This window comes from Pseudomonas sp. Sample_9 (assembly GCF_004307535.1).
Lineage (GTDB): Bacteria > Pseudomonadota > Gammaproteobacteria > Pseudomonadales > Pseudomonadaceae > Aquipseudomonas > Aquipseudomonas mercuritolerans.
The window spans coordinates 1-20,050 of sequence record NZ_RAZO01000402.1 but is presented as its reverse complement, the minus strand read 5'-3'; the positions used below and the strand labels follow the sequence as shown (position 1 = coordinate 20,050).

General features: G+C 61.0%; 16 protein-coding genes. 5 read left to right on the top strand and 11 right to left on the bottom strand.

The features are described 5' to 3' along the window. From D6877_RS23190 to D6877_RS23175, 4 genes are all read left to right on the top strand, one after another. Nucleotides 1–542: DnaJ C-terminal domain-containing protein (locus D6877_RS23190; protein ID WP_277751496.1), on the top strand; the 542-nt coding region annotated here is incomplete at its 5' end. A 23-nt stretch (nucleotides 543–565) separates the two neighbouring features. Continuing rightward, the gene (locus tag D6877_RS23185) at nucleotides 566–871 is read left to right on the top strand and encodes a chaperone modulator CbpM (RefSeq protein WP_016771896.1); all 306 of its coding nucleotides are present in this window, start codon (nucleotides 566–568) and stop codon (nucleotides 869–871) included. Nucleotides 872–1,076: 205 nt separating this feature from the next. Next, complete coding sequence (locus D6877_RS23180) at nucleotides 1,077–2,654, top strand: hypothetical protein (protein ID WP_130912247.1); 1,578 nt, start codon at nucleotides 1,077–1,079, stop codon at nucleotides 2,652–2,654. 214 nt (nucleotides 2,655–2,868) lie between these two features. Continuing rightward, complete coding sequence (locus tag D6877_RS23175) at nucleotides 2,869–4,275, top strand: hypothetical protein (protein WP_241662945.1); 1,407 nt, start codon at nucleotides 2,869–2,871, stop codon at nucleotides 4,273–4,275. A gap of 60 nt (nucleotides 4,276–4,335) precedes the next feature. Here the strand turns inward: D6877_RS23175 and ureC are convergent, their stop codons facing one another. The 11 genes from ureC to urtA all read right to left on the bottom strand — a co-directional run bounded on the left by ureC (nucleotide 4,336) and on the right by urtA (nucleotide 14,713). Beyond that, on the bottom strand, nucleotides 4,336–6,036 hold the full coding sequence (gene ureC / locus D6877_RS23170; RefSeq protein ID WP_071174262.1) for an urease subunit alpha: 1,701 nt from the start codon (nucleotides 6,034–6,036) through the stop codon (nucleotides 4,336–4,338). Nucleotides 6,037–6,195: 159 nt separating this feature from the next. Beyond that, a complete protein-coding gene (locus D6877_RS23165; RefSeq protein ID WP_130912246.1) occupies nucleotides 6,196–6,504 on the bottom strand; it encodes an urease subunit beta in 309 nt (102 codons plus the stop codon). Continuing rightward, nucleotides 6,501–7,037, bottom strand: a complete 537-nt coding sequence (locus D6877_RS23160; RefSeq protein WP_073471741.1) for a GNAT family N-acetyltransferase — start codon at nucleotides 7,035–7,037, stop codon at nucleotides 6,501–6,503. Before D6877_RS23160 ends, D6877_RS23165 begins: the two co-directional genes overlap by 4 nt. 5 nt (nucleotides 7,038–7,042) lie before the next feature. Continuing rightward, the gene (locus tag D6877_RS23155) at nucleotides 7,043–7,576 is read right to left on the bottom strand and encodes a GNAT family N-acetyltransferase (RefSeq protein ID WP_130912245.1); all 534 of its coding nucleotides are present in this window, start codon (nucleotides 7,574–7,576) and stop codon (nucleotides 7,043–7,045) included. 9 nt (nucleotides 7,577–7,585) lie between these two features. Continuing rightward, a complete protein-coding gene (gene ureA, locus D6877_RS23150) occupies nucleotides 7,586–7,888 on the bottom strand; it encodes an urease subunit gamma (protein WP_003221215.1) in 303 nt (100 codons plus the stop codon). Between the two features lie 161 nt (nucleotides 7,889–8,049). Further along, complete coding sequence (locus D6877_RS23145; RefSeq protein WP_130912244.1) at nucleotides 8,050–8,889, bottom strand: urease accessory protein UreD; 840 nt, start codon at nucleotides 8,887–8,889, stop codon at nucleotides 8,050–8,052. Between the two features lie 44 nt (nucleotides 8,890–8,933). Further along, nucleotides 8,934–9,632 (bottom strand): urea ABC transporter ATP-binding subunit UrtE, encoded by a 699-nt coding sequence (gene urtE / locus D6877_RS23140; protein WP_130912243.1) that lies wholly within the window; start codon nucleotides 9,630–9,632, stop codon nucleotides 8,934–8,936. Between the two features lie 130 nt (nucleotides 9,633–9,762). Then, nucleotides 9,763–10,605 (bottom strand): urea ABC transporter ATP-binding protein UrtD, encoded by an 843-nt coding sequence (urtD, locus tag D6877_RS23135; RefSeq protein ID WP_172834043.1) that lies wholly within the window; start codon nucleotides 10,603–10,605, stop codon nucleotides 9,763–9,765. Between the two features lie 23 nt (nucleotides 10,606–10,628). Beyond that, on the bottom strand, nucleotides 10,629–11,708 hold the full coding sequence (gene urtC, locus D6877_RS23130) for an urea ABC transporter permease subunit UrtC (protein ID WP_122751722.1): 1,080 nt from the start codon (nucleotides 11,706–11,708) through the stop codon (nucleotides 10,629–10,631). Then, nucleotides 11,708–13,210: an urea ABC transporter permease subunit UrtB gene (gene urtB, locus D6877_RS23125; protein WP_130912242.1), complete on the bottom strand. Its 1,503-nt coding sequence runs from the start codon at nucleotides 13,208–13,210 to the stop codon at nucleotides 11,708–11,710. The genes urtC and urtB overlap by 1 nt, the downstream gene beginning before the upstream one ends. 237 nt (nucleotides 13,211–13,447) lie before the next feature. After that, nucleotides 13,448–14,713 (bottom strand): urea ABC transporter substrate-binding protein, encoded by a 1,266-nt coding sequence (urtA, locus tag D6877_RS23120; protein WP_016771886.1) that lies wholly within the window; start codon nucleotides 14,711–14,713, stop codon nucleotides 13,448–13,450. 351 nt (nucleotides 14,714–15,064) lie between these two features. On the opposite strand from urtA, the gene D6877_RS23115 reads away from it, so the two are divergent. After that, nucleotides 15,065–19,864 (top strand): DUF4329 domain-containing protein, encoded by a 4,800-nt coding sequence (locus D6877_RS23115; RefSeq protein WP_178083740.1) that lies wholly within the window; start codon nucleotides 15,065–15,067, stop codon nucleotides 19,862–19,864. Nucleotides 19,865–20,050: the final 186 nt, after the last annotated feature.

Sequence of the window (20,050 nt, the reverse complement as noted above, 5' to 3'; positions counted from 1 at the left end):
TGCCGGTCTTCCTCGAAGAAACCCTGTCGAACGAATCGAAGAAAGTCACCTTTCAAGTGCCGCAATACAACGCGCATGGCCAGCACGTCAGCAACACCAGCAAGAGCCTGAACGTGAAGATTCCGGCCGGCGTGACCGACGGCGAGCGTATTCGCCTGAAGGGCCAGGGCGCACCGGGCATCGGTGGCGGGGCGAATGGCGATTTGTACCTGACCATCCGGTTTGCGCCGCACCCGAAATTCGATGTTGAAGGCGAAAACCTGATCATCACTTTGCCCCTGGCTCCTTGGGAATTGGCATTGGGCACTGAAGTGGCCGTGCCGACCCTGACCGGCAAGATCAACCTCAAGGTGCCGGCCGGCAGCCAGAACGGCCAGCGCATGCGCGCCAAGGGCCATGGCCTGCTGAACAAGGCCGGCGAACGCGGTTATCTGTTCGTGCAGCTCAAGGCCGTGATGCCGAAAGCCTCCGACGACGAGGTCAAGGCGCTGTGGCAGGAGCTGGCGAAGAAAGCCGCATTCAACCCGCGAGAGAACTTCTGAACCCGACGACGGAGTAGCCCATCATGAGCAGCCCCCTGATCGTTCAACTGGACCTGGCAGAATTCTGTGAGGCGGCCGATTTGTCGGACGTCTACGTGATCGAAATCGTCGAGCACGGCATCCTCGAACCTCAGGGCGCGCAGCCCCGGGAGTGGCGCTTCACCGACTACGAATTGGCCTTGGCCAAGCGTGCGGCGAAGCTGCGCCGTGATCTGGAGCTGGAGTGGGAAGGAGTGGCGCTGGCGCTGGATCTGCTGGACGAGGTGAAGCAGCTGCGCGCCGAGAACCGCATGTTGCGCCAGCGTCTGGGGCGCCTCGTAGTCGAGTAGCCAGTTGAGGTTTCTTCCAGGGGCCGGGCTGACAGTCCGCGAGCAGGTCATTTCCTGCCGGGTTATGTTTGCGAGTGTTTCACCTGGTGTTAACCGCCAGTTCGGTCTGATAGTTTCCTGCACAAGGATCGGCAATGGACGCCGATCACAGCAGCTCCACCCATGCAGGCGAGGGGGCGGCTAACACTTACAGGGAATCGTAATCATGCCAGTGAAAAGCAAATCCTCGACCACGGTGCGCGGGACAGCGGACGTTGAATCGCTCCAGCGTTCGGTTTCCGATGTGCCTCCTGTCCGGTCTGAAACGCAGGTGCATTCAACCTCTGACATTGTTTCCCAAGGCGTCGGCGTTGCCAGTGCAAGTGGCAAAAGCGCGGTTGAGGCCCGCGTGACAACGACCTCACCGAGAGTGCAAGTGCACGGTGCGACAAGCGCCTCCAGCGTTCGAACAGACACCACGGCGTTGTCGCTTGATGATTACCTGATTCCTGCTCAGGTTGCTCTTTCGAGCGCCGATGCCCAGGGATTCAGGGTATTCAAGGGGCGTCGCTACGTTGATATCCATGCTGGCGGCAGCGTGCAGGTAGGTGTCGACCCGGTCACCGGTCAGCACCGGGCAAGGTTGTCGAGTGAAATCAACCCTTCGGGCCCGGTCCTGGTCCGTGGCCCGGAAAGCGATGTCTGGTATCCACTGGATACGTCCGAGTCGATCGTTTTCCGCTCAGCCGGGAGCAAGGCACAGGAAATCGAGTTCAACGGCAAGCGATACTTTACGGCGCCACGACCTGATGCGGGCGACGGGCAGCATCATGTGCTGCGAGTGCTCGACCCGAACAATCCATCCGCATTGGTCAGTAGCGGGATCATCGCCGCGCCGGACGCCCTCGGCGTATGGAAGCGTCGGGGCCGCAAGGGCGGTATGCAAGGCGAAGAGTCTGACGAAGAGTTCGTGCTGGCAGCGGAATTTGCGCCACGCAAATCGTCTGCCGACGAGGTCTTCGAAATGGCCTCCGAATCCATGCCCTTCAAACCGTATACCGCTGAAGAGTCGAGCATCATGCGCCAGCCTGTGCCGTACTCTGCAGCGAACAACCAATTGGGCTCTTACAATCGCGCCAACAACGGCAGGTATCCGATCCGCGGAGCGGATGGCCAGCCCATGTACATCAAAGCGATCGAGGGCAGCTCGACTCTGGTCAATGGCAACGTCTATGCCGTGACGCCGGTCATGCCTTACCTCAAAGCCGGTGGATTCGAAAACGTTGCCAGGCTTTACGAGGAAAAACTGCAACTGCGCACTTTTACCGAAGCCGACATCGTAGTGCCCGGCGAGAAAACTCTGGTGGGGCAGTCCATGGTGGTGGCGAACCGTCGCATCGTCAAAGGCGAAGTCATTGGTGTGTATGGGGGCGATCTGGTGCCTCACGTTTTTCTCTCCCGTGAAGAACAGGTTTTCGCCATGACAGCAGCCACTGGTATCGCGATAGAGAGCGGCAGGGCCCGTGAGGTAAAAATCGCCATTGTCGGCGATAACATTGTTTCCCGGATCAATACCAACTTCGTTTTCAACAAGGAAGGCCGGCCGATCCGCCAGGCACCCGCTGGGTACAACGTTGAAACCGTGCCATTTGCAGTGGAGGTCGAGGATCGTTCTGGCGGTCAGGCAGTGCGCAGAGGGCTGGACCTGAGCACTGTTTTCGCCACGGCCGATATACCCGCCGGCCAGGAGCTGAGGCTCAATTACAATTACTCTCCGAGAGACATGCAATTGTTCTTCGGCTGACCCTGCAGCATCGATGCCGCTGCCCGGCCGTATTGTCGGTCGTCTGCGGCATCGCCCCCTCAGACAGGGTTAGTGTTTGCAGGTATTTCCGCAGGTGTTAACCAATAGCGCGGTCTGATAGTTTTTCTGACATCTGTCGGCAATGGACGTCGACGCTCGCAGCACCAGCCAGTACCGGCCGGTCGCTGCGCATTTTTTCGCAAGGAAGCGGTTCATGCCAATCAAGTCAAAGTCTTCAAAATCCTCTGCTGTCGATGTCAGCGCCCACCAGCGCACATCTTCCGATTCCAATGCCTCCGGCTCCGACACGGTGCGTGTCTCAACCGATCCGTCAATGCGCCAGACCTCGACGCATACGGCCGAGTCCGGTCAAGGTGCGGCTCACGTCGAGACGATGACGGCGACGGCCATGCGCAGTACGCACGTACTGCCGATAAGTGGTTCGTCAGGCGCAGGCAGTGAAGCCGCTTCGCTGGCGCACTACCTGATTCCTTCGCCAACGGCTTTGCCAGATGCAGATGCTCAGGGATTTCGCGTATTCAAAGGTCGGCAGTACGTCGATCTGCAGGACGGTGGTGTCGTGCTGATCGGTGTCGATGCCGAGACGGGCCTGTACCGGGCGAAACTGCCCAGCGAGGCGCACGCCTCGGGTCCTGTGCTGGCGCATGATGCGCAGACCAATCGCTGGTATCCGCTGCAGGATTACAGCACGGACACGGACGGTGGCTCGGCGATCATGCCGGGGCGCAGCCGCGAATCCTCCCCGCACAGTGATGATGACTTCGAATCAGCGCTCGAGGATGTCTTCAGCGAGTCCGCAGAGGCGGGCGAGCGCTTCTACCTCGCCTCCGAATCGATGCCGGTCAAACCGTACACGACAGAGGAACTGGAGTGGATGCGGGCGGAAACGCCCTACTCGTTTCTGAGCAATCGCCGCGGTCACTACAATCGCGCCAACAACGGTAAATACCCGCTCAGGGATACCGCCGGCATGCCGATTCGCATCAAACGGATGCAAAACAAAGTGCGCCTCAAAAGCGGCGAGTGGTACAGCTCAGAGCCGATCAAACCATATATCAAGTTTGGCGAATATGAGAAAGTCGCGCAGTTATACGAAGAAAAACTGCAGTGGCGATTGTTTACCGAGGCCGATGTAAAAGTACCCGGTGAGCGGTCATTGATCGACCAGTCAATGGTCGTGGCCAACAGGCGTCTGGCCAAGGGCGAGGCGATTGGTGTTTATGGGGGTGTCATAACCCCGAAACGTTTCGTTCGACGCCACGAACAGACATTTGCGACCCTGGCCGGCATGCGTTTCCAATACGGCCCGGGGCATCTCATCCCCGACCCGCTGGTTGTACTGGGTGACAACATCCTTTCCAGGATCAATTCCAACTTCGAATACGACGCCACGGGCAGACCGGTGCGTCAGGCTGCGAGCGGTTATAACGTGGAATTCGTGTCGTTCAGCATCGAGGCGCAGCAACTAATGGGTAAGGATCTGGTGACGAAGGAGTTCATACTCAACGGGATAATCGCCAGCGAAGACATACCGGCAGGCACCGAGTTGCGTCTGGATTACGGCTACAGTGAACAACAGATGTCCTTGATATTCTCCTGACCAGCCAGTGTCGTATTCCGAATACGGACGCGCACGTCCGTATTCAGTCCCGCGCGGTTATCAGAACAGAAAATAACGCTGCGCCATTGGCAGCGTTTCCGCCGGCTCGCACCACAGCAACACACCGTCAGCCTTGACCTGATAGGTCTGCGGATCGACATCAATGTTCGGCAGATAGTCATTGTGGATCAGGTCGGTTTTCTGCACGTCGCGGCAGCCCTTCACCACAGCGATCTGCTTTTTCAACCCCAGGGCTTCGGGCAATCCGGCCTCCTGCGCCGCCTGGCTGATAAAGGTCAGGCTGGTGGCGTGCAGCGAGCCGCCGTAGCTGGCGAACATCGGGCGGTAATGCACCGGTTGCGGTGTCGGAATCGAGGCGTTGGCATCGCCCATCAGGCTGGCGGCAATCGCACCGCCCTTGAGGATCAGCGTCGGCTTGACGCCGAAAAATGCCGGACGCCACAGCACCAGATCGGCCCACTTGCCGACTTCGATCGAGCCGACTTCATGGCTGATGCCGTGGGTGATCGCCGGGTTGATGGTGTACTTGGCGATGTAGCGTTTGGCGCGGAAGTTGTCGTTGCCCTCGCCATCCTGCGGCAGCGGGCCGCGCTGTTTTTTCATTTTGTCGGCGGTCTGCCAGGTGCGCGTGATTACTTCACCGACGCGGCCCATGGCCTGACTGTCGGAGCTGATCATCGAGAACGCGCCGAGGTCGTGGAGGATGTCTTCAGCGGCAATGGTTTCGCGGCGGATACGGCTTTCGGCGAAGGCGACGTCTTCGGCAATACTCGGGTCGAGGTGATGGCAGACCATCAGCATGTCGAGGTGTTCGTCGATGGTGTTGCGGGTGAACGGCCGGGTCGGGTTGGTCGAGCTCGGCAGCACGTTGGGGAAACCGCAGGCCTTGATGATGTCCGGCGCGTGGCCGCCACCGGCACCTTCGGTGTGATAGGTGTGGATGGTGCGGCCCTTGAATGCGCCGAGGGTGGTTTCGACGAAACCCGATTCGTTGAGGGTGTCGGTGTGGATCGCCACCTGCACGTCGTACTGATCGGCAACGTTGAGGCAGTTGTCGATGCTCGCCGGAGTGGTGCCCCAGTCTTCGTGCAGCTTGAGGCCGATAGCGCCGGCCTTGACCTGTTCGATCAACGGCTCCGGCAGGCTGGCGTTGCCCTTGCCGGTCAGGCCGATGTTCATCGGGAAGGCATCGGCGGCCTGGAGCATGCGCGCCAGATGCCACGGGCCGGAGGTGCAGGTGGTGGCGTTGGTGCCGGTGGCCGGGCCGGTGCCGCCGCCGATCATGGTGGTGACGCCGCTCATCAGCGCTTCTTCGATCTGCTGCGGGCAGATGAAGTGGATATGCGTGTCGATGCCGCCAGCGGTGAGGATCATGCCTTCGCCGGCAATCACTTCGGTGCCGGCGCCGATGGCGATGGTCACGTTGGGCTGCACGTCGGGGTTGCCGGCCTTGCCGATCGCGGCGATGCGCCCGTCCTTGAGGCCGACGTCGGCCTTGACGATGCCCCAGTGGTCGATGATCAGCGCGTTGGTGATCAGCGTGTCGACCACTTCGGCGGCGAGCAACTGACTCTGGCCCTGGCCGTCGCGGATGACTTTGCCGCCACCGAACTTCACTTCCTCGCCGTAGGTGGTGAAGTCTTTCTCGACTTCGATCCACAGCTCGGTATCGGCCAGGCGCACCTTGTCGCCGACGGTGGGGCCGAACATGTCGGCGTAGGCGCTTCTAGAAATCTTCATGTGCTTGCCTTGGGATTCAATTGTTTTCGAGATCGCTCGCATAGCTCGCTATCGCAGCCTCGCTGCGCTCGTCAGCTCCTACAGTCAGTGATTGGCTTGAGACCAGGTGACATTGGTAGGAGCTGCCGAAGGCTGCGATCTTTTCGGGATACGCCGATCTCAGTCGAGATCACCCATGATGCGGCCGGCAAAGCCGAACACCCGGCGATGCCCGGCGTAATCGACCAGCTCGACTTCACGGCTCTGGCCTGGCTCGAAGCGCACGGCGGTGCCAGCGGGAATGTTCAGGCGCATGCCGCGACTGGCGGCGCGATGGAAGTTCAGCGCGTCGTTGGTTTCGAAAAAGTGAAAGTGCGAACCGACCTGGATCGGCCGGTCGCCGCTGTTGGCGACTTTCAGGCTCACGGTGCGGCGGCCGACGTTGAGTTCGATGTCGCCGGGCTGGATCTGGTATTGGCCAGGAATCATCGCTGGGCTCCTTGCAGGACTTTGTAATAGAGAGCGGTCGGGCGATAGGTGCCGTTGGGATCGCAGGCGTAATCGGGGATTTCGCCGGCGCGCACGTAGCCCAGCGCCTTGTAGAAATCTTCTGCCGGCGAGCCGGCCTCGGTGTCGAGATAGAGCATGCCGCGCTTGTGCTTGGGCGCTTCGAGTTCCAGCGCCTGCATCAGTTGCTGGCCGAGACCGCGCCGTCGCGCGTGTTCGCGCACCAGCAGTTTCTGTACTTCGGCGCGGTTCAGGCCATTGGCCTTCTGGCACAGGCCCAGTTGCACGCTGGCCAGCACCTGCTCGTCCTTGACCACCACCCAGAGCAGCGTGCTGCCCTTGTTGATGTTGTCCTGCACCTCATCGAAATACGCGCGCGCCTGCGCGGCATCGAGGTCGGCCATGAAGCCGACGCTGGCGCCGTAACCGACGGCGTCGAGCAGCAGATCGATCAGGCCCTGGCGATAGTGGGCAAAGCTTTCAGCGTTGACGCGGCGCAACTGGGCGGCGTTCATCGACATCACTCCTTGTGGGCATCCGGTGGCTGTGCGCCGGGATTGAGGGTCAACTGCATGAAGGTCAGATCGAGCCAGCGGCCGAACTTGGTGCCCACTTGCGGCATCTGCCCGGTGATGCTGAAACCGGCGCGCTCGTGCAAGCGGATCGAGGCAGCGTTGCCGCTTTCGATGGCGGCGACCATGACGTGTTTACCGCAGGTGCGGGCGCGTTCGATCAGCGCGGTCATCAGTTGCGGGCCGAGGCCGTTGCCGCGTTGATCGCTGCGCACGTACACCGAGTGTTCGACGGTGTGACGGAAGCCATCGAACGGGCGCCAGTCGCCGAACGAGGCGTAACCCAGCACTGCGTTTTCACGGTCGACGATCACCAGAATCGGGTACGCCTGCAACTGACGCGCGTCGAACCATGCCTGGCGATTGCCGAGGTCGACCGCTTGTTCGTTCCAGATCGCCGTGGTGTTGAGCACGGCGTCGTTGTAGATGTCGCGGATCGCCGGCAGGTCGGCCCGGCTCGCATCGCGAATGCTGTAAGTCATGGTGCGGCCTCAGACTATCGGCTGGTGAACGGTGACCAGTTTGGTGCCGTCGGGGAACGTCGCCTCGACCTGGATTTCCGGGATCATTTCCGGGATGCCTTCCATCACTTGTTCGCGGCTGAGCAGGGTGGTGCCGTAATGCATCAGCTCGGCCACGGTCTGGCCGTCGCGCGCGCCCTCGAGCAGCGCGGCGGAGATGTAGGCCATGGCTTCCGGGTAATTGAGTTTCACGCCACGGGCCAGCCGCCGCTCGGCGACGAGGCCGGCGGTGAAGATCAGCAGCTTGTCTTTTTCGCGTGGGGTCAGGTCCATGTTGGAATCCAATATCGGCAGTTAAGAATGATCAGGTCGATCGCGATCTGTAGGAGCTGACGAGTGAAACGAGGCTGCGATCTTTTGATCTTGTTTTCGAAGATCCAGATCAAAAGATCGCAGCCTCGTTTCACTCGTCAGCTCCTACAGGGGCATGCATTTCAGGTGTTCCAGATTCGCGGTGGCTGGGCCTCGCGGCCCAGCAGCGCTGGCCTTAGCAGTCGCCATAAATCAATCAGCCAGGCGCGGGCGAGTAATGCTTCACCGGCCAGACACCGCGCCACCAGCAACCCTGGCAACTGCGTCAAGTCTCCACGCACTTCGTGCCCCAGCGAGCGGCAGCGCTCCAGCAACCCGGCGTCTATCTCACCGGTGACCAGCATCGTTGCGAACACCGGATTGCCATCCAGGCCGATCGGCGAATCGAGTAAACCGTCCGCACCGACAATGCGCTGCCGTTCGTGCCAGAGCAACTGACCATCGCGGCGGATATCCAGGTGCGCCTGAAAATGCCCGAGGTCAAAACGCTCGCCGCTGGCCGGACGACCGAGCGCCACCACGTCCCAGTAGAACAGCCGCGCATCGCCTTCGAGCTCGATCGTTGTGCTCAACTCGGCCTGCGCGGCGCTGTAGACGATGGTTTCCTGCGGTAGCCATTCAAGCGTAGCGCCGGCGGCGACTTTCAAGTCGAGTTGCTGATAAGCCGGTCCACCGGCGCGATACCATTTGGCGGCGCCGGGGCTGGTGATTTGCGCCCAGGCGTTGGGTTCGACGCGGGCACTGATGTCGAGCCGATCTCCACCGGCAATTCCGCCCGGTGGATGGACGATGATGTGCTGGCAGACCTCGGGGCCTTCGGCGTACAGATGCTTTTGTACGCGCAGCGGGCCGAGATGGCGGCGCATGACCGGGCGCGTGCAGTCGCCGAAGCGCGCGTAAGCCAGCTCCAGTTCGGCGTGCCAGCTCGGGGTAAACAGGGCAGGTGCAACAATCGAATTCATGGTTTTGTGATTATCGTTAGGAAGCTACAGATTAGACCGGCGCGTTAGATCGTGACCAGCCCGCGTACACCTTCGGCCTCCATATTTTCACCGCGACCCTGCTGGATGATCTCGCCCCGCGACATCACCAGGTATTGATCGGCCAGCTCGGCGGCGAAGTCGTAGAACTGCTCGACCAACAGAATCGCCATGTCACCGCGCGCCGCGAGCTGCTTGATTACCGCGCCGATTTCCTTGATCACCGACGGTTGAATGCCTTCGGTGGGCTCATCAAGAATCAGCAGGCGCGGGCGGCTGGCCAATGCCCGGCCGATCGCCAGTTGCTGTTGCTGACCACCGGACAGATCGCCGCCACGGCGCTGCTTCATTTGTAGCAGCACCGGGAACAGTTCGTAGATGAAACCTGGGACTTCCTTGGCTTCCGAGCCTGGAAACCGCGACAGGCCCATCAACAGATTTTCTTCTACCGTCAGGCGCCCGAAGATCTCACGGCCCTGCGGCACGTAGGCGATACCGGCATGCACGCGCTGATGCGGTTTGAACGTGGTGATCGGTTTGCCTTCCCAGTTCACCGCGCCTTCCTTGGCCGGCAGCAGGCCCATCAGGCATTTGAGCAGGGTGGTCTTGCCCACGCCGTTACGGCCGAGCAGGCAGGTCACTTCGCCGACCTTCACGTCAAAGCTCAGGCCGCGCAGGATGTGGCTACCGCCGTAGTACTGATGAAGTTGTTGGACTTGTAGCATCGGAACTCCGTTAGTTGGGCTTCAAGCCGCAAGCCGCAAGCCGCAAGCTGCAAGCTGCAAGCAAGAGCAGTGCTGTTTATGACTTTGCTTTTACTTGCTGCTTGAAGCTTGTCGCTTGCAGCTGGCCGATTCATCGGCCGAGGTAGACCTCGATCACTCGCTCGTTTTCCTGCACCTGTTCCAGCGAGCCCTCGGCCAGCACGCTGCCCTGATGCAGCACCGTGACGTGGTCGGCAATCGAGCCGACAAAGCCCATGTCGTGCTCGACCACCATCAGCGAATGCTTGCCCGCCAGCGACTTGAACAGCTCGGCGGTGAATTCGGTTTCGGCGTCGGTCATGCCCGCCACCGGTTCGTCGAGCAGCAGCAATTGCGGGTCCTGCATCAGCAACATGCCGATCTCGAGAAACTGCTTCTGGCCGTGGGACAGTAGGCCGGCCTGGCGATTGACCGAGGTGGTCAGGCGAATCGTCTCGAGCACTTCGCTGATGCGATCCTTCTGCTCGCCACTCAAGCGCGCACGCAAACTGGCCCACACCGACTTGTCGGTCTTCTGCGCCAGCTCCAGGTTTTCAAACACGCTCAAGGCTTCGAATACCGTCGGTTTCTGAAACTTGCGGCCGATGCCGGACTGGGCAATCTGCACTTCGCTCATCTGCGTCAGATCCAGGGTTTCGCCGAACCAGGCCTTGCCGTGGCTGGGCCGGGTCTTGCCGGTGATCACGTCCATCAGCGTGGTCTTGCCCGCGCCGTTGGGGCCGATGATGCAGCGCAGTTCGCCGACGCCGATGTACAGGTTGAGATTGTTCAGCGCACGGAAGCCGTCGAAACTGACGCTGATGTCTTCCAGGGTCAGGATGGTGCCGTGGCGCGTATCGAGGCCGGGGCCGACGCGCTGGCCGAGGCCGATCGAGTCGCGACTGGTGCCTTCGTCCTTGTTCGGTTCGACGGGGAAAAACGCCGGCTCCAGCATGAATTCCGCACTCGCTGTGACTCTCATTGTTCACCTCGTTTCTTCAGCAGACCGATCACGCCTTTGGGCAGGTACAACGTCACGACGATGAACAGCGCGCCGAGGAAGAACAGCCAGTATTCCGGGAAGGCCACGGTGAACCAGCTCTTCATGCCGTTGACCACGCCGGCGCCGAGCAGCGGCCCGATCAGCGTGCCGCGCCCGCCGAGGGCGACCCACACCGCCGCTTCGATCGAGTTGGTCGGCGACATTTCGCTGGGGTTGATGATGCCGACTTGCGGCACGTACAGCGCTCCGGCGAGGCCGCACAGCACCGCACTCAGCACCCAGACGAACAGCTTGAAACCACGCGGGTCGTAGCCGCAGAACATCAAACGGTTTTCCGCATCGCGCAACGCCGTCAGCACCCGGCCGAACTTGCTCTGCGCCAGGCGCCAGCCGATGAACAGGCTCGCCACCAGCAACAACACCGTGGCCAGAAACAGCACCGCGCGGGTCCCCGGTTCGGTGATGCCGAAGCCGAGAATGGTGCGGAAATTGGTGAAGCCGTTGTTGCCGCCAAACCCGGTCTCGTTGCGGAAAAACAGGAGCATGCCGGCGAAGGTCAGGGCCTGGGTCATGATCGAAAAATACACGCCCTTGATCCGCGAACGGAAGGCGAAAAAGCCGAACACCAGCGCCAGCAGACCCGGCGCCAGCACCACCAGGCACATGGCCCAGATAAAGCTGCTGGTGCCGGTCCAGTACCACGGCAATTCGCTCCATGACAGGAAGGTCATGAACGCCGGCAAGCCATCGCCGGCCGCCTGCCGCATCAGGTACATGCCCATCGCGTAACCGCCGAGGGCGAAGAACAGACCGTGGCCCAGTGAAAGCAGGCCGGCGTAACCCCAGACCAGATCCAGCGCCAGAGCAACGATGGCGTAGCAGAGGATCTTGCCGACCAGGGTCAGCGTGTAGGCCGAGACGTGCAGGGCATTGTCTGGCGACAACAACGAGAGCAGCGGCAGAACGATCAGCAGCGCGAGGATCACCCCGCCGACCGCGAGCGTGACTTTCGGCCCGGCCTTTTGTGTGGCCGTGACTAACAGAGGCTGGTTCATCAGTCGATCACCCGTCCTTTCAGTGCGAAGAGGCCTTGCGGACGTTTCTGAATGAACAGAATGATCAGCGCGAGGATCAGGATCTTGCCGAGCACCGCGCCGATCTGCGGTTCGAGAATCTTGTTGGCGATGCCCAGGCCAAATGCGGCGAGCACGCTGCCGGCCAGTTGCCCGACGCCGCCGAGCACCACCACCAGGAACGAGTCGATGATGTAGCTCTGGCCAAGGTCGGGACCGACGTTGCCGATCTGGCTCAGCGCCACGCCGCCCAATCCGGCGATGCCCGAGCCGAGACCGAAGGCGAGCATGTCGACGCGCCCGGTCGGCACGCCGCAGCAGGCGGCCATGTTGCGGTTCTGGGTAACGGCGCGCACGTTGAGGCCGAGGCGGGTCTTGTTCAGCAGCAGCCAGGTCAGCACCACCACGAACAATGCGAAAGCGATGATGACGATGCGGTTGTACGGCAGCACCAGATTGGGCAGCACTTGAATACCGCCGGACAGCCACGCCGGGTTGGCCACTTCAACGTTCTGCGCGCCAAACACCAGCCGCACCAGTTGGATCAGCATCAGGCTGATGCCCCAGGTCGCGAGCAGCGTTTCCAGTGGTCGACCGTAAAGGTGGCGGATGACCGTGCGCTCCAGCGCCATGCCAATGGCGGCGGTGACGAAAAACGCCACCGGCAGCGCGATCAGCGGATAGAACTCGATGGCCTGCGGCGCGTAACGCTGAAACATCAGCTGCACGACATAGGTCGAGTAGGCGCCGAGCATGAGCATCTCGCCGTGGGCCATGTTGATCACCCCGAGCAGGCCGAAGGTGATCGCCAGACCGAGGGCGGCGAGCAGCAGAATCGAGCCCAGCGACATGCCGCTGAACGCCTGGCCGAGCACTTCGCCGATCAGCAGTTTGCGCTTGACCTGAGCGAGGCTGGTTTCGGCGGCGGTGCGCACGCCGGCATCGCTTTCCACTCCGGGTTCGAGCAAACCTTCGAGGCGTGTACGGGCCAGTGGGTCGCCGGTTTCACCGAGCAACCGCACCGCTGCAAGGCGCACCGCCGGGTCGCTGTCGACCAATTGCAGATTGGCCAGCGCCAGGCTCAGGGCGGCATGCACGCTTTGGTCTTTTTCCCCAGCGAGCTGCTGGTCGAGAAATTTCAGCTGCGCGGGTTTCGCGCTTTTCTGCAATTGCTGTGCGGCGCTTAGACGGATTTTGCTGTCAGCGGCGAGCAATTGATGGCTGGCCATCGCGGTGTCGATCAGACCCCGCAGGCGATTGTTCAGGCGCAGGGTTTTCGCTTGGCCGTCGATCGTCAGTTCGCCTTGTTGCAGGGCGTTGAGCAATTCGATACGGGCCGGATCGGGCTGCGCGGCCCAGGCTTCCAGCAGTTTGGCCTGTTGCATCGGATTGGCCGCGACGAAGTCTTCGGCATCGCCAGCGTGGGCCAGGAGTGGCAGCAACAGTGCGATGGCACAGATAAATCGGAAAAGGGCAGTGGGCATAGTCAGTCGCCTTGACGCGGACATTGTGGGAGCGAGCCTTTGTGGCGAGGGGATTTATCCCCGTTCGGCTGCGAAGCAGTCGTGATATCGGTCGACGCGATCAATCTGATACACCGCGACCGATGGCTTTGGGGCTGCTTCGCAACCCATCGGGGATAAATCCCCTCACCACAAAGGCCCGCTCCCACAGGGAATTGCATCAGCCTCACGCCAGGCGCGAGACTGACATCCGGTGACTCAGTTGCTCTTCACCGCATAATCCGGCTTCTTGTCGTTGCCCTGAATGTACGGGCTCCATGGTTGCGCGCGGATCGGGCCTTCGGTCTGCCACACGACGTTGAACTGACCGTCGCTCTGGATTTCGCCGATCATCACTGGCTTGTGCAGGTGGTGATTGGTCTTGTCCATGGTCAGGGTGTAGCCCGATGGTGCGGCGAAGGTCTGCCCGGCCAGTGCTTCGCGCACTTTGTCGACGTCAGTGGATTTGGCTTTCTCGACCGCCTGCGCCCACATGTGGATGCCGACGTAGGTGGCTTCCATCGGGTCGTTGGTCACGGCTTTATCGGCGCCCGGCAGGTTGTGTTTCTTCGCGTAGGCTTTCCAGTCCGCGACGAATTTCTTGTTCGCAGGATTTTCCACCGACTCGAAGTAGTTCCACGCCGCGAGGTTGCCCACCAGCGGTTTGGTGTCGATGCCGCGCAGTTCTTCTTCGCCGACCGAGAAAGCCACCACGGGCACGTCGGTGGCTTTCAGGCCCTGGTTGGCCAGCTCTTTATAGAACGGCACGTTGGAGTCGCCGTTGACGGTCGAGATCACGGCAGTCTTGCCACCGGCGGAGAATTTTTTGATGTTGGCAACGATGGTCTGGTAATCGCTGTGACCGAACGGCGTGTAGACCTCTTCGATGTCCTTGTCGGCCACGCCTTTGGAGTGCAGGAACGCGCGCAGGATCTTGTTGGTGGTGCGCGGGTAGACGTAGTCGGTGCCGAGCAAAAAGTAGCGCTTGGCGCTGCCGCCTTCTTCGCTCATCAGGTATTCAACCGCCGGAATCGCTTGCTGGTTCGGCGCGGCGCCGGTGTAGAACACGTTCGGCGACATTTCTTCGCCTTCGTATTGCACCGGGTAGAACAGCAGACCGTTGAGCTCTTCAAATACCGGCAGTACCGATTTGCGCGATACCGAGGTCCAGCAGCCGAACACCACCGCGACCTTGTCCTGGGTCAGCAACTGTCGGCCCTTTTCGGCGAACAGCGGCCAGTTGGAAGCAGGGTCGACCACCACCGGCTCGAGCATCTTGCCGTTCACGCCGCCCTTGGCGTTGATCTCGTCGATGGTCATCAGCGCCATGTCCTTGAGCGACGTTTCGGAGATCGCCATGGTCCCGGACAACGAATGCAGAATCCCGACCTTGATGGTCTCGGCGGCCTGGACAGTCCAGGTCATGCCCATCGCGGCAATGGATGCCGTGAGTGTGAAAGCCTTGATCAAACTGCGACGCTTCATTGTGCGATCTCCATGAACATTCGATTTTTTCTGGTTGGCAGATGCGGACGACTGAAGGTGTGTTTTGCAAAGGCTGTGCCCGGTCGCGTTCAGGCAAGAAAATGTCGTGCCAGAGCGTTTGCGCTCTCACTACTTGCACCATGAGGGCACGCGCTATGGGCGATGGTGCGCAGAGGTGCGCCAGATTGGGGCGCGCAAGCGGCGCCGTTACAGAAACGATAAACATGTACCGCAGCCTCACGGCAGCTGCGACACACACTCGTCTGCTCATCCCGATTTTCTGCGCAGGTTTTTATGAATGATGTGTCTGGGCGTTCCGGTCGCGCCGCAAGTTCTCCGAAAAAATTCAAATTGCCCCCCCTTGGCCCGGCGTTCCTGAGCGAAGAAGACGCCGCCTATTGGGTGCATACACGGATCCCGCTCAACCCGGACAAAGAATACGGCAGCGTGATTCTGCGACGTCCCGACGGCAAGTTCCTGGCGACCTCACCCATCGCGGGCGAAGCCACAAGTTTCGAATTTGGCTCCATTCTCGAAAGCGGGGTGCTCGGCGAGCTGCGCCATCCCTTGGGCTACCGATGCATCGCCAGCGTACACAGCCATCCGCCACTGCATGACGAGTTCCGCAATGGCAATCCGCGTCAGGATGAAATGCTGCTCAGGTTGTTCATCAGTTTCTATTCTGCAGGCGACTTTCTGGGTGATGTGTCAGCGCGGGATTTTTTCCGTAGCGCCTATCTTTCCGGCCCTGACGGCAGCCTGCTCAAATATGTGTCGAGCGGCTCCCCGGAGGAGCGCGCATACGTCCTCTGGCATCAGTCCGGCGCGCCGTCCGGTCGGCCTCCAGCGATCAACGATGTGATGGGGCTGATCAACAAACTGGCGACGGTCGGCGAGCTCAAGGTCATTGTGTCGAATGCCGATTGGGGGCACTCGGTGGGGCGGGTACCTGCGGACTGGAAGGCCGGCACGCCTTTTTCGACCGGGACAATCACCGAAATGCCGTTGATGACCCGGGTCTGCGTCAATCCTGAACGCGCCGTGCTGGCGGCATTGAAATCCCGTGGCGCACAGAGGTCGGGATTGCTGCTGAAGAAAAGCACGAGCGAGGAGTATGTAGCGACCCACGCGCGCGCTGCACAAGCGACATCCTGGGATCCTGCAAAGGTTTTTCCCGAAGCTGGCGATGGTCAGTTGCGATTGCCGCGAGGCTACGTGCTCGAAGGTTTTTACTTCGCATCGCGGCCCGATCCGGCGCGAGCGCCCGCGACCGAGCAATGGCTGGCAGAGAACTTTTTTGCGCCGCAGGACGTGGCGCTGGCGATCGCCCGTCGGCGCCGCGCATTACCTCTGGCGGCGCCGGGCAAGCCTCTTTCGCTGTACATGCAGGCAAGGGACACCGCCATGTTGAAGTACACCTTCAGCGGCAGTCAGGTCGAAGCGGCCTTCAGTCAGGAGCATCCCGACGGAACCGTCAGCGATGGCGGCATCGAGGCGAGACTGTCGAGCGGAACACTTCGACCACGCGAATTCGTGTCGATGCTGATCATCGCCGGCAGGCTGCAAGTGCTACGCGGCAGTGCCTTGTGGTCTCGCCTCGGGGTGCTGGATCTGCAATGGACGCCGTATCCGGATTTCACCTGGCCAGTGTTGAGCCGGGAATTTCTGACGTCCGATGATGCCGCGCGTTATGCCCATCAAGCGGTCGGCAATCGCCGCGACCGGCAATTTGCGGGCTACATTTTCCAATGCAGCAATCAACGCTTCGTGGTCACCGAACCGCTGCCAGGCGATATCGATGTGCTCGGCCAGGGGCGGCTTTATCCCCACGACAACCAAGGACGGGCCATTTTTCCGGATGATCATCGCCTGCACGCGCGCTATGTGTCCCATGTTGCCGTGTCGCAACTGGAACCGGTGGAGGTCGATTATCTGCAATGGACCCCGCACGAAGCCGTGCTCAGTCTGCAGATGCTCAGTGTCGAGGAAGTCCGGCGGGTGCTGCTTGATGAGATTGTCCTGTATGTATCGGCCGCTGCGGACAGTCTGCTGCGCTTTGAGGCCGACGGTTCAGCGCCCGCTGCGGAACTGGGCAGGCGTCTGGGAACCAGCCGGCATCCCGGTGCCCTCGCCACGGAACTGGGCAATGGCAGCAAGCGGCCGCAGGATTTTATCCGTGAGCAAGCGGCGGCCGGTCGGCTGACCAGCCTGGTCGATAACCCATTGTGGGGCTATCGCGGCCGGATCGCCTCGACCTGGTCGGTGCGTGAAGCGCCGCCCGCGCCCGACGCGCCGGTCTGGCCGGTGATTCATCCGTTTTCCCCGGACTACCCTGTGCTTCCAACGCCGGTATTGCCTGGGCTGACCCCGCCAGCGATCGCCGCGCCTCAGTTGATGCTGCCATTGCCGTTGCCGTGGCGCCGACCGGAAACGGTGGCCTACGGTGCGGTGTTCGCTTCAGCCGACGAGGTGGCACAGAGTCAGCATGAACGCGCCAGGCATTGGCAAGAGCAGGTCAACGCCTGCTTCGGGTTCATCCTCAAACACCGGCAAAATGAAGAGTACATTGCCACGGAGCTGATTCCCGTCAGCGATGGGCAGAGCAGTCTGTTTCAACTCAACAGCCTGTTTGCCGCGCGAAGATCGGAGCCGTGGTATCAGTTTCCCGAGGGCTTCGATCTGTACGCCAGCTGGTATTCGCACCGTCGTTCAGATGACCCGAGGAAAACGCCGGATGACTGGCTCAACCATTACTTCATCTCGCCGGACAATCTCACCACTTCGATGTATTACGGACGTCGGCGTCCGGTTGTGGCGTCGCAGCTTCCGGTAGCCCTCTATATCGCAACGTGCGACGGTGCGCTGTTGAAATATGCGAGAAGCCCGTCCAGCAAACTCTTTTATGACGCCACGTCGCAGAGCACGCTCGACACGATCAAGAGCGATCTGGCGTCCGGACACTTGGTGCCTAGCGATTTCGTCCACGAGGTGGCCAACAGTGGCGAACTCTCGGTGATGCATGCTGGCTTGTGCTGGGACCGAACGGGGCTCGTCGGGGTGACCTGGCAGCCATACGCACACCTGCAGCGGCGCTGGCTGGGGCCGGTTTTTCTGACGGCTGACGATGCTGCCATGCATGCTGCAACCCTGCTCGCTGCAGTGAGCGACCGGGTGTTTGGCGGGGTAATCCTGGAGACGGCCGACAAGCGCTTCGTGGCGACTGCGCCGATTGAAGTCAGCCGTGAAGATTTCGACCTTTTCGAAATCTGCCCTGAGGAAAGCCGGACCTATGGATTTTTTCCGCTCGGTTGCCACATCGTGGCGCGCTATCGGTCGCGCGCCGTCCGAGAGGCCTCGCTGGTGCTGTCGCGCGTCCAGAAACAGATCTACCTGAACATGTTTACCGTCGATGTGCTGGAGTCGGCCTTCAACAAACGCGGGGTGAGGGAGGAATATCGGGTTACGGCAGACGGCTCGCTGGTTGCTTACAAACCGGCGTCCTTGCTTGAATTTCTCTTTGCTCCGGACGGTTCAGTGCTCAGGTATCAGCCGCAGGCCGAACTGTTTTCGCAGTTGCTTGGCCAGGGCGACCGGTTCGCGGCCGTCGATGCGAAAGCGATCAAGCAGGGCTTGCGCAGCAGACATCTGCAGCCCGTTGAATGGATCAATGCCCTGGCCAAGGGCGGGCATCTGCAAGTGATCAAGGGCAGCGAGATCTGGGGGTTGCCGCGACAGGTATCGGTGTGGGCACCTTTTTCCGAAGATCTGTTGCCGGCCAGAGAGTATGACAAGGCCTTGAGCAAGCCGCTCTGCAGTGCACTGTTCGTGCAGGCAGACGCTGCCGCCCAATATGTTCATGACGCGTCCGTCAGCAGGGATACCCAGACTTTCGGCTACCTTTTGCGCAACCAGCAAGGCGTATGTCTCGCCACCTTGCCGGTCGAAGTTCAGGGCTCGGCGCTGGCCCTTGATCGCGTGTTCGAAAACGGTGAGCTGATTTCGGGCTTTGCGCTCGACGCGATTTATCTGCGGGCACCGCTACCGCCACTGGGCGCGCGATCCGGCGACGTGCGCGAGGTCTTTGCGCTGCCCAATGATGTTCTGTCAGTCTGCGTTCGAGCCAATACCCCACAGGGTTATCGGCCGATCTACTTCTCATGCGCCGACGGGGCGTTGTTGAAACTGCAACTGCATGCCTTCGAGCCGGGCGAGTTCTACGACCGCCGCGGGCAGATCGAGCTGCGCCCCAATGCATTTGTCTCTGCGGTACAAGCCGCCAACGATGAGCGAGACATCGCCAAAGGCTCGTTCGACTTTCCTGCATATATCCGCCGAATGGCAGCTGCGGGCCGGCTCGAGGTGATCCAGAGCAGTGAGTACTGGTCCAGACATGGCCTGGTGGATGACAGTTGGCAGCCGCGCCAGGCCGATGTCAGCGCTGAGCAGCGCTGGCGAGAAAATCCCGTCCCGGCACTCGGCCCGGTTTTCCATCACCCCGACGACGCTGCACGCTATGCACAGCAGCGAGCGGCCGAGGCCACTCTCGACGTCGGTTACGAGAGTGCAATTCTGGCGCCAGCGGTCGCCAGTCAATTTGTACCGCTCGAACCCATCGCCTGGTCCGCGCAGGATCCGAGCCCGCTGGCGCGGATATTCCGGAAGTCGACGGACTCTTCGGTGAGTTGGCAGCACCCGGCGCCGCGTTATCCCGATGGTTACCATCCGATCGCCGCTCATCAGATGCACCTTTCAGGCAACACCACTCTGGTGCCGGACGCAGAGGGAATCAGAGCCAATTTCGCGACGCCAGAGCTCGTATACGCCCATTCCCACGACCTGAAAAACAGGGGCTTCGATATTCGGCATTATTTCTATTCGACGCCGCACAATGTCCTGCTCAAATACACGCCTTCCTATTCGGCTGCCGAGCGTGATCTGCTGTTGACCCGGTCGGTGTTTTTCGAGAACGGCCGATGGACCAGCCACCTGAGTCCGGGTGAATTCGTTTCCCGGCTTATGGCGCTGGGCGAGTTCCGGGTGTTGGTCGCCGGTTACTACTGGGCTCAGACCGGGCGCATGGGACGTGCCTGGAAGGTGCAGCGCAAGCAGCCATCGTCGCCAGGCACGGTGCGCATCCGCGACGAGTTGTAATTCGCCGCGGCTGGTTCCGGGGAGCGTGCCGCTATTGACGGTCGCTCCTCATGGCGCATCGCTCAAGTCGAGGCCGGCGCACTCCGGCCAACACGCGACAGCAGCAGGCGATCAAGCAACCAGACCACCACCAGCGAAGCCCCCACCAGCGGAAACACCACCGCCAGCACCAGCATGATCGCCACG

Coding starts and splice junctions, on each gene's coding strand:
- D6877_RS23185 (WP_016771896.1), top strand. CDS start 566: ATGAGCAGCCCCCTGATCGTTCAACTGGACCTGGCAGAATTCTGTGAG.
- D6877_RS23180 (WP_130912247.1), top strand. CDS start 1,077: ATGCCAGTGAAAAGCAAATCCTCGACCACGGTGCGCGGGACAGCGGAC.
- D6877_RS23175 (WP_241662945.1), top strand. CDS start 2,869: ATGCCAATCAAGTCAAAGTCTTCAAAATCCTCTGCTGTCGATGTCAGC.
- ureC (WP_071174262.1), bottom strand. CDS start 6,036: ATGAAGATTTCTAGAAGCGCCTACGCCGACATGTTCGGCCCCACCGTC.
- D6877_RS23165 (WP_130912246.1), bottom strand. CDS start 6,504: ATGATTCCTGGCCAATACCAGATCCAGCCCGGCGACATCGAACTCAAC.
- D6877_RS23160 (WP_073471741.1), bottom strand. CDS start 7,037: ATGAACGCCGCCCAGTTGCGCCGCGTCAACGCTGAAAGCTTTGCCCAC.
- D6877_RS23155 (WP_130912245.1), bottom strand. CDS start 7,576: ATGACTTACAGCATTCGCGATGCGAGCCGGGCCGACCTGCCGGCGATC.
- ureA (WP_003221215.1), bottom strand. CDS start 7,888: ATGGACCTGACCCCACGCGAAAAAGACAAGCTGCTGATCTTCACCGCC.
- D6877_RS23145 (WP_130912244.1), bottom strand. CDS start 8,889: ATGAATTCGATTGTTGCACCTGCCCTGTTTACCCCGAGCTGGCACGCC.
- urtE (WP_130912243.1), bottom strand. CDS start 9,632: ATGCTACAAGTCCAACAACTTCATCAGTACTACGGCGGTAGCCACATC.
- urtD (WP_172834043.1), bottom strand. CDS start 10,605: ATGCTGGAGCCGGCGTTTTTCCCCGTCGAACCGAACAAGGACGAAGGC.
- urtC (WP_122751722.1), bottom strand. CDS start 11,708: ATGAACCAGCCTCTGTTAGTCACGGCCACACAAAAGGCCGGGCCGAAA.
- urtB (WP_130912242.1), bottom strand. CDS start 13,210: ATGCCCACTGCCCTTTTCCGATTTATCTGTGCCATCGCACTGTTGCTG.
- urtA (WP_016771886.1), bottom strand. CDS start 14,713: ATGAAGCGTCGCAGTTTGATCAAGGCTTTCACACTCACGGCATCCATT.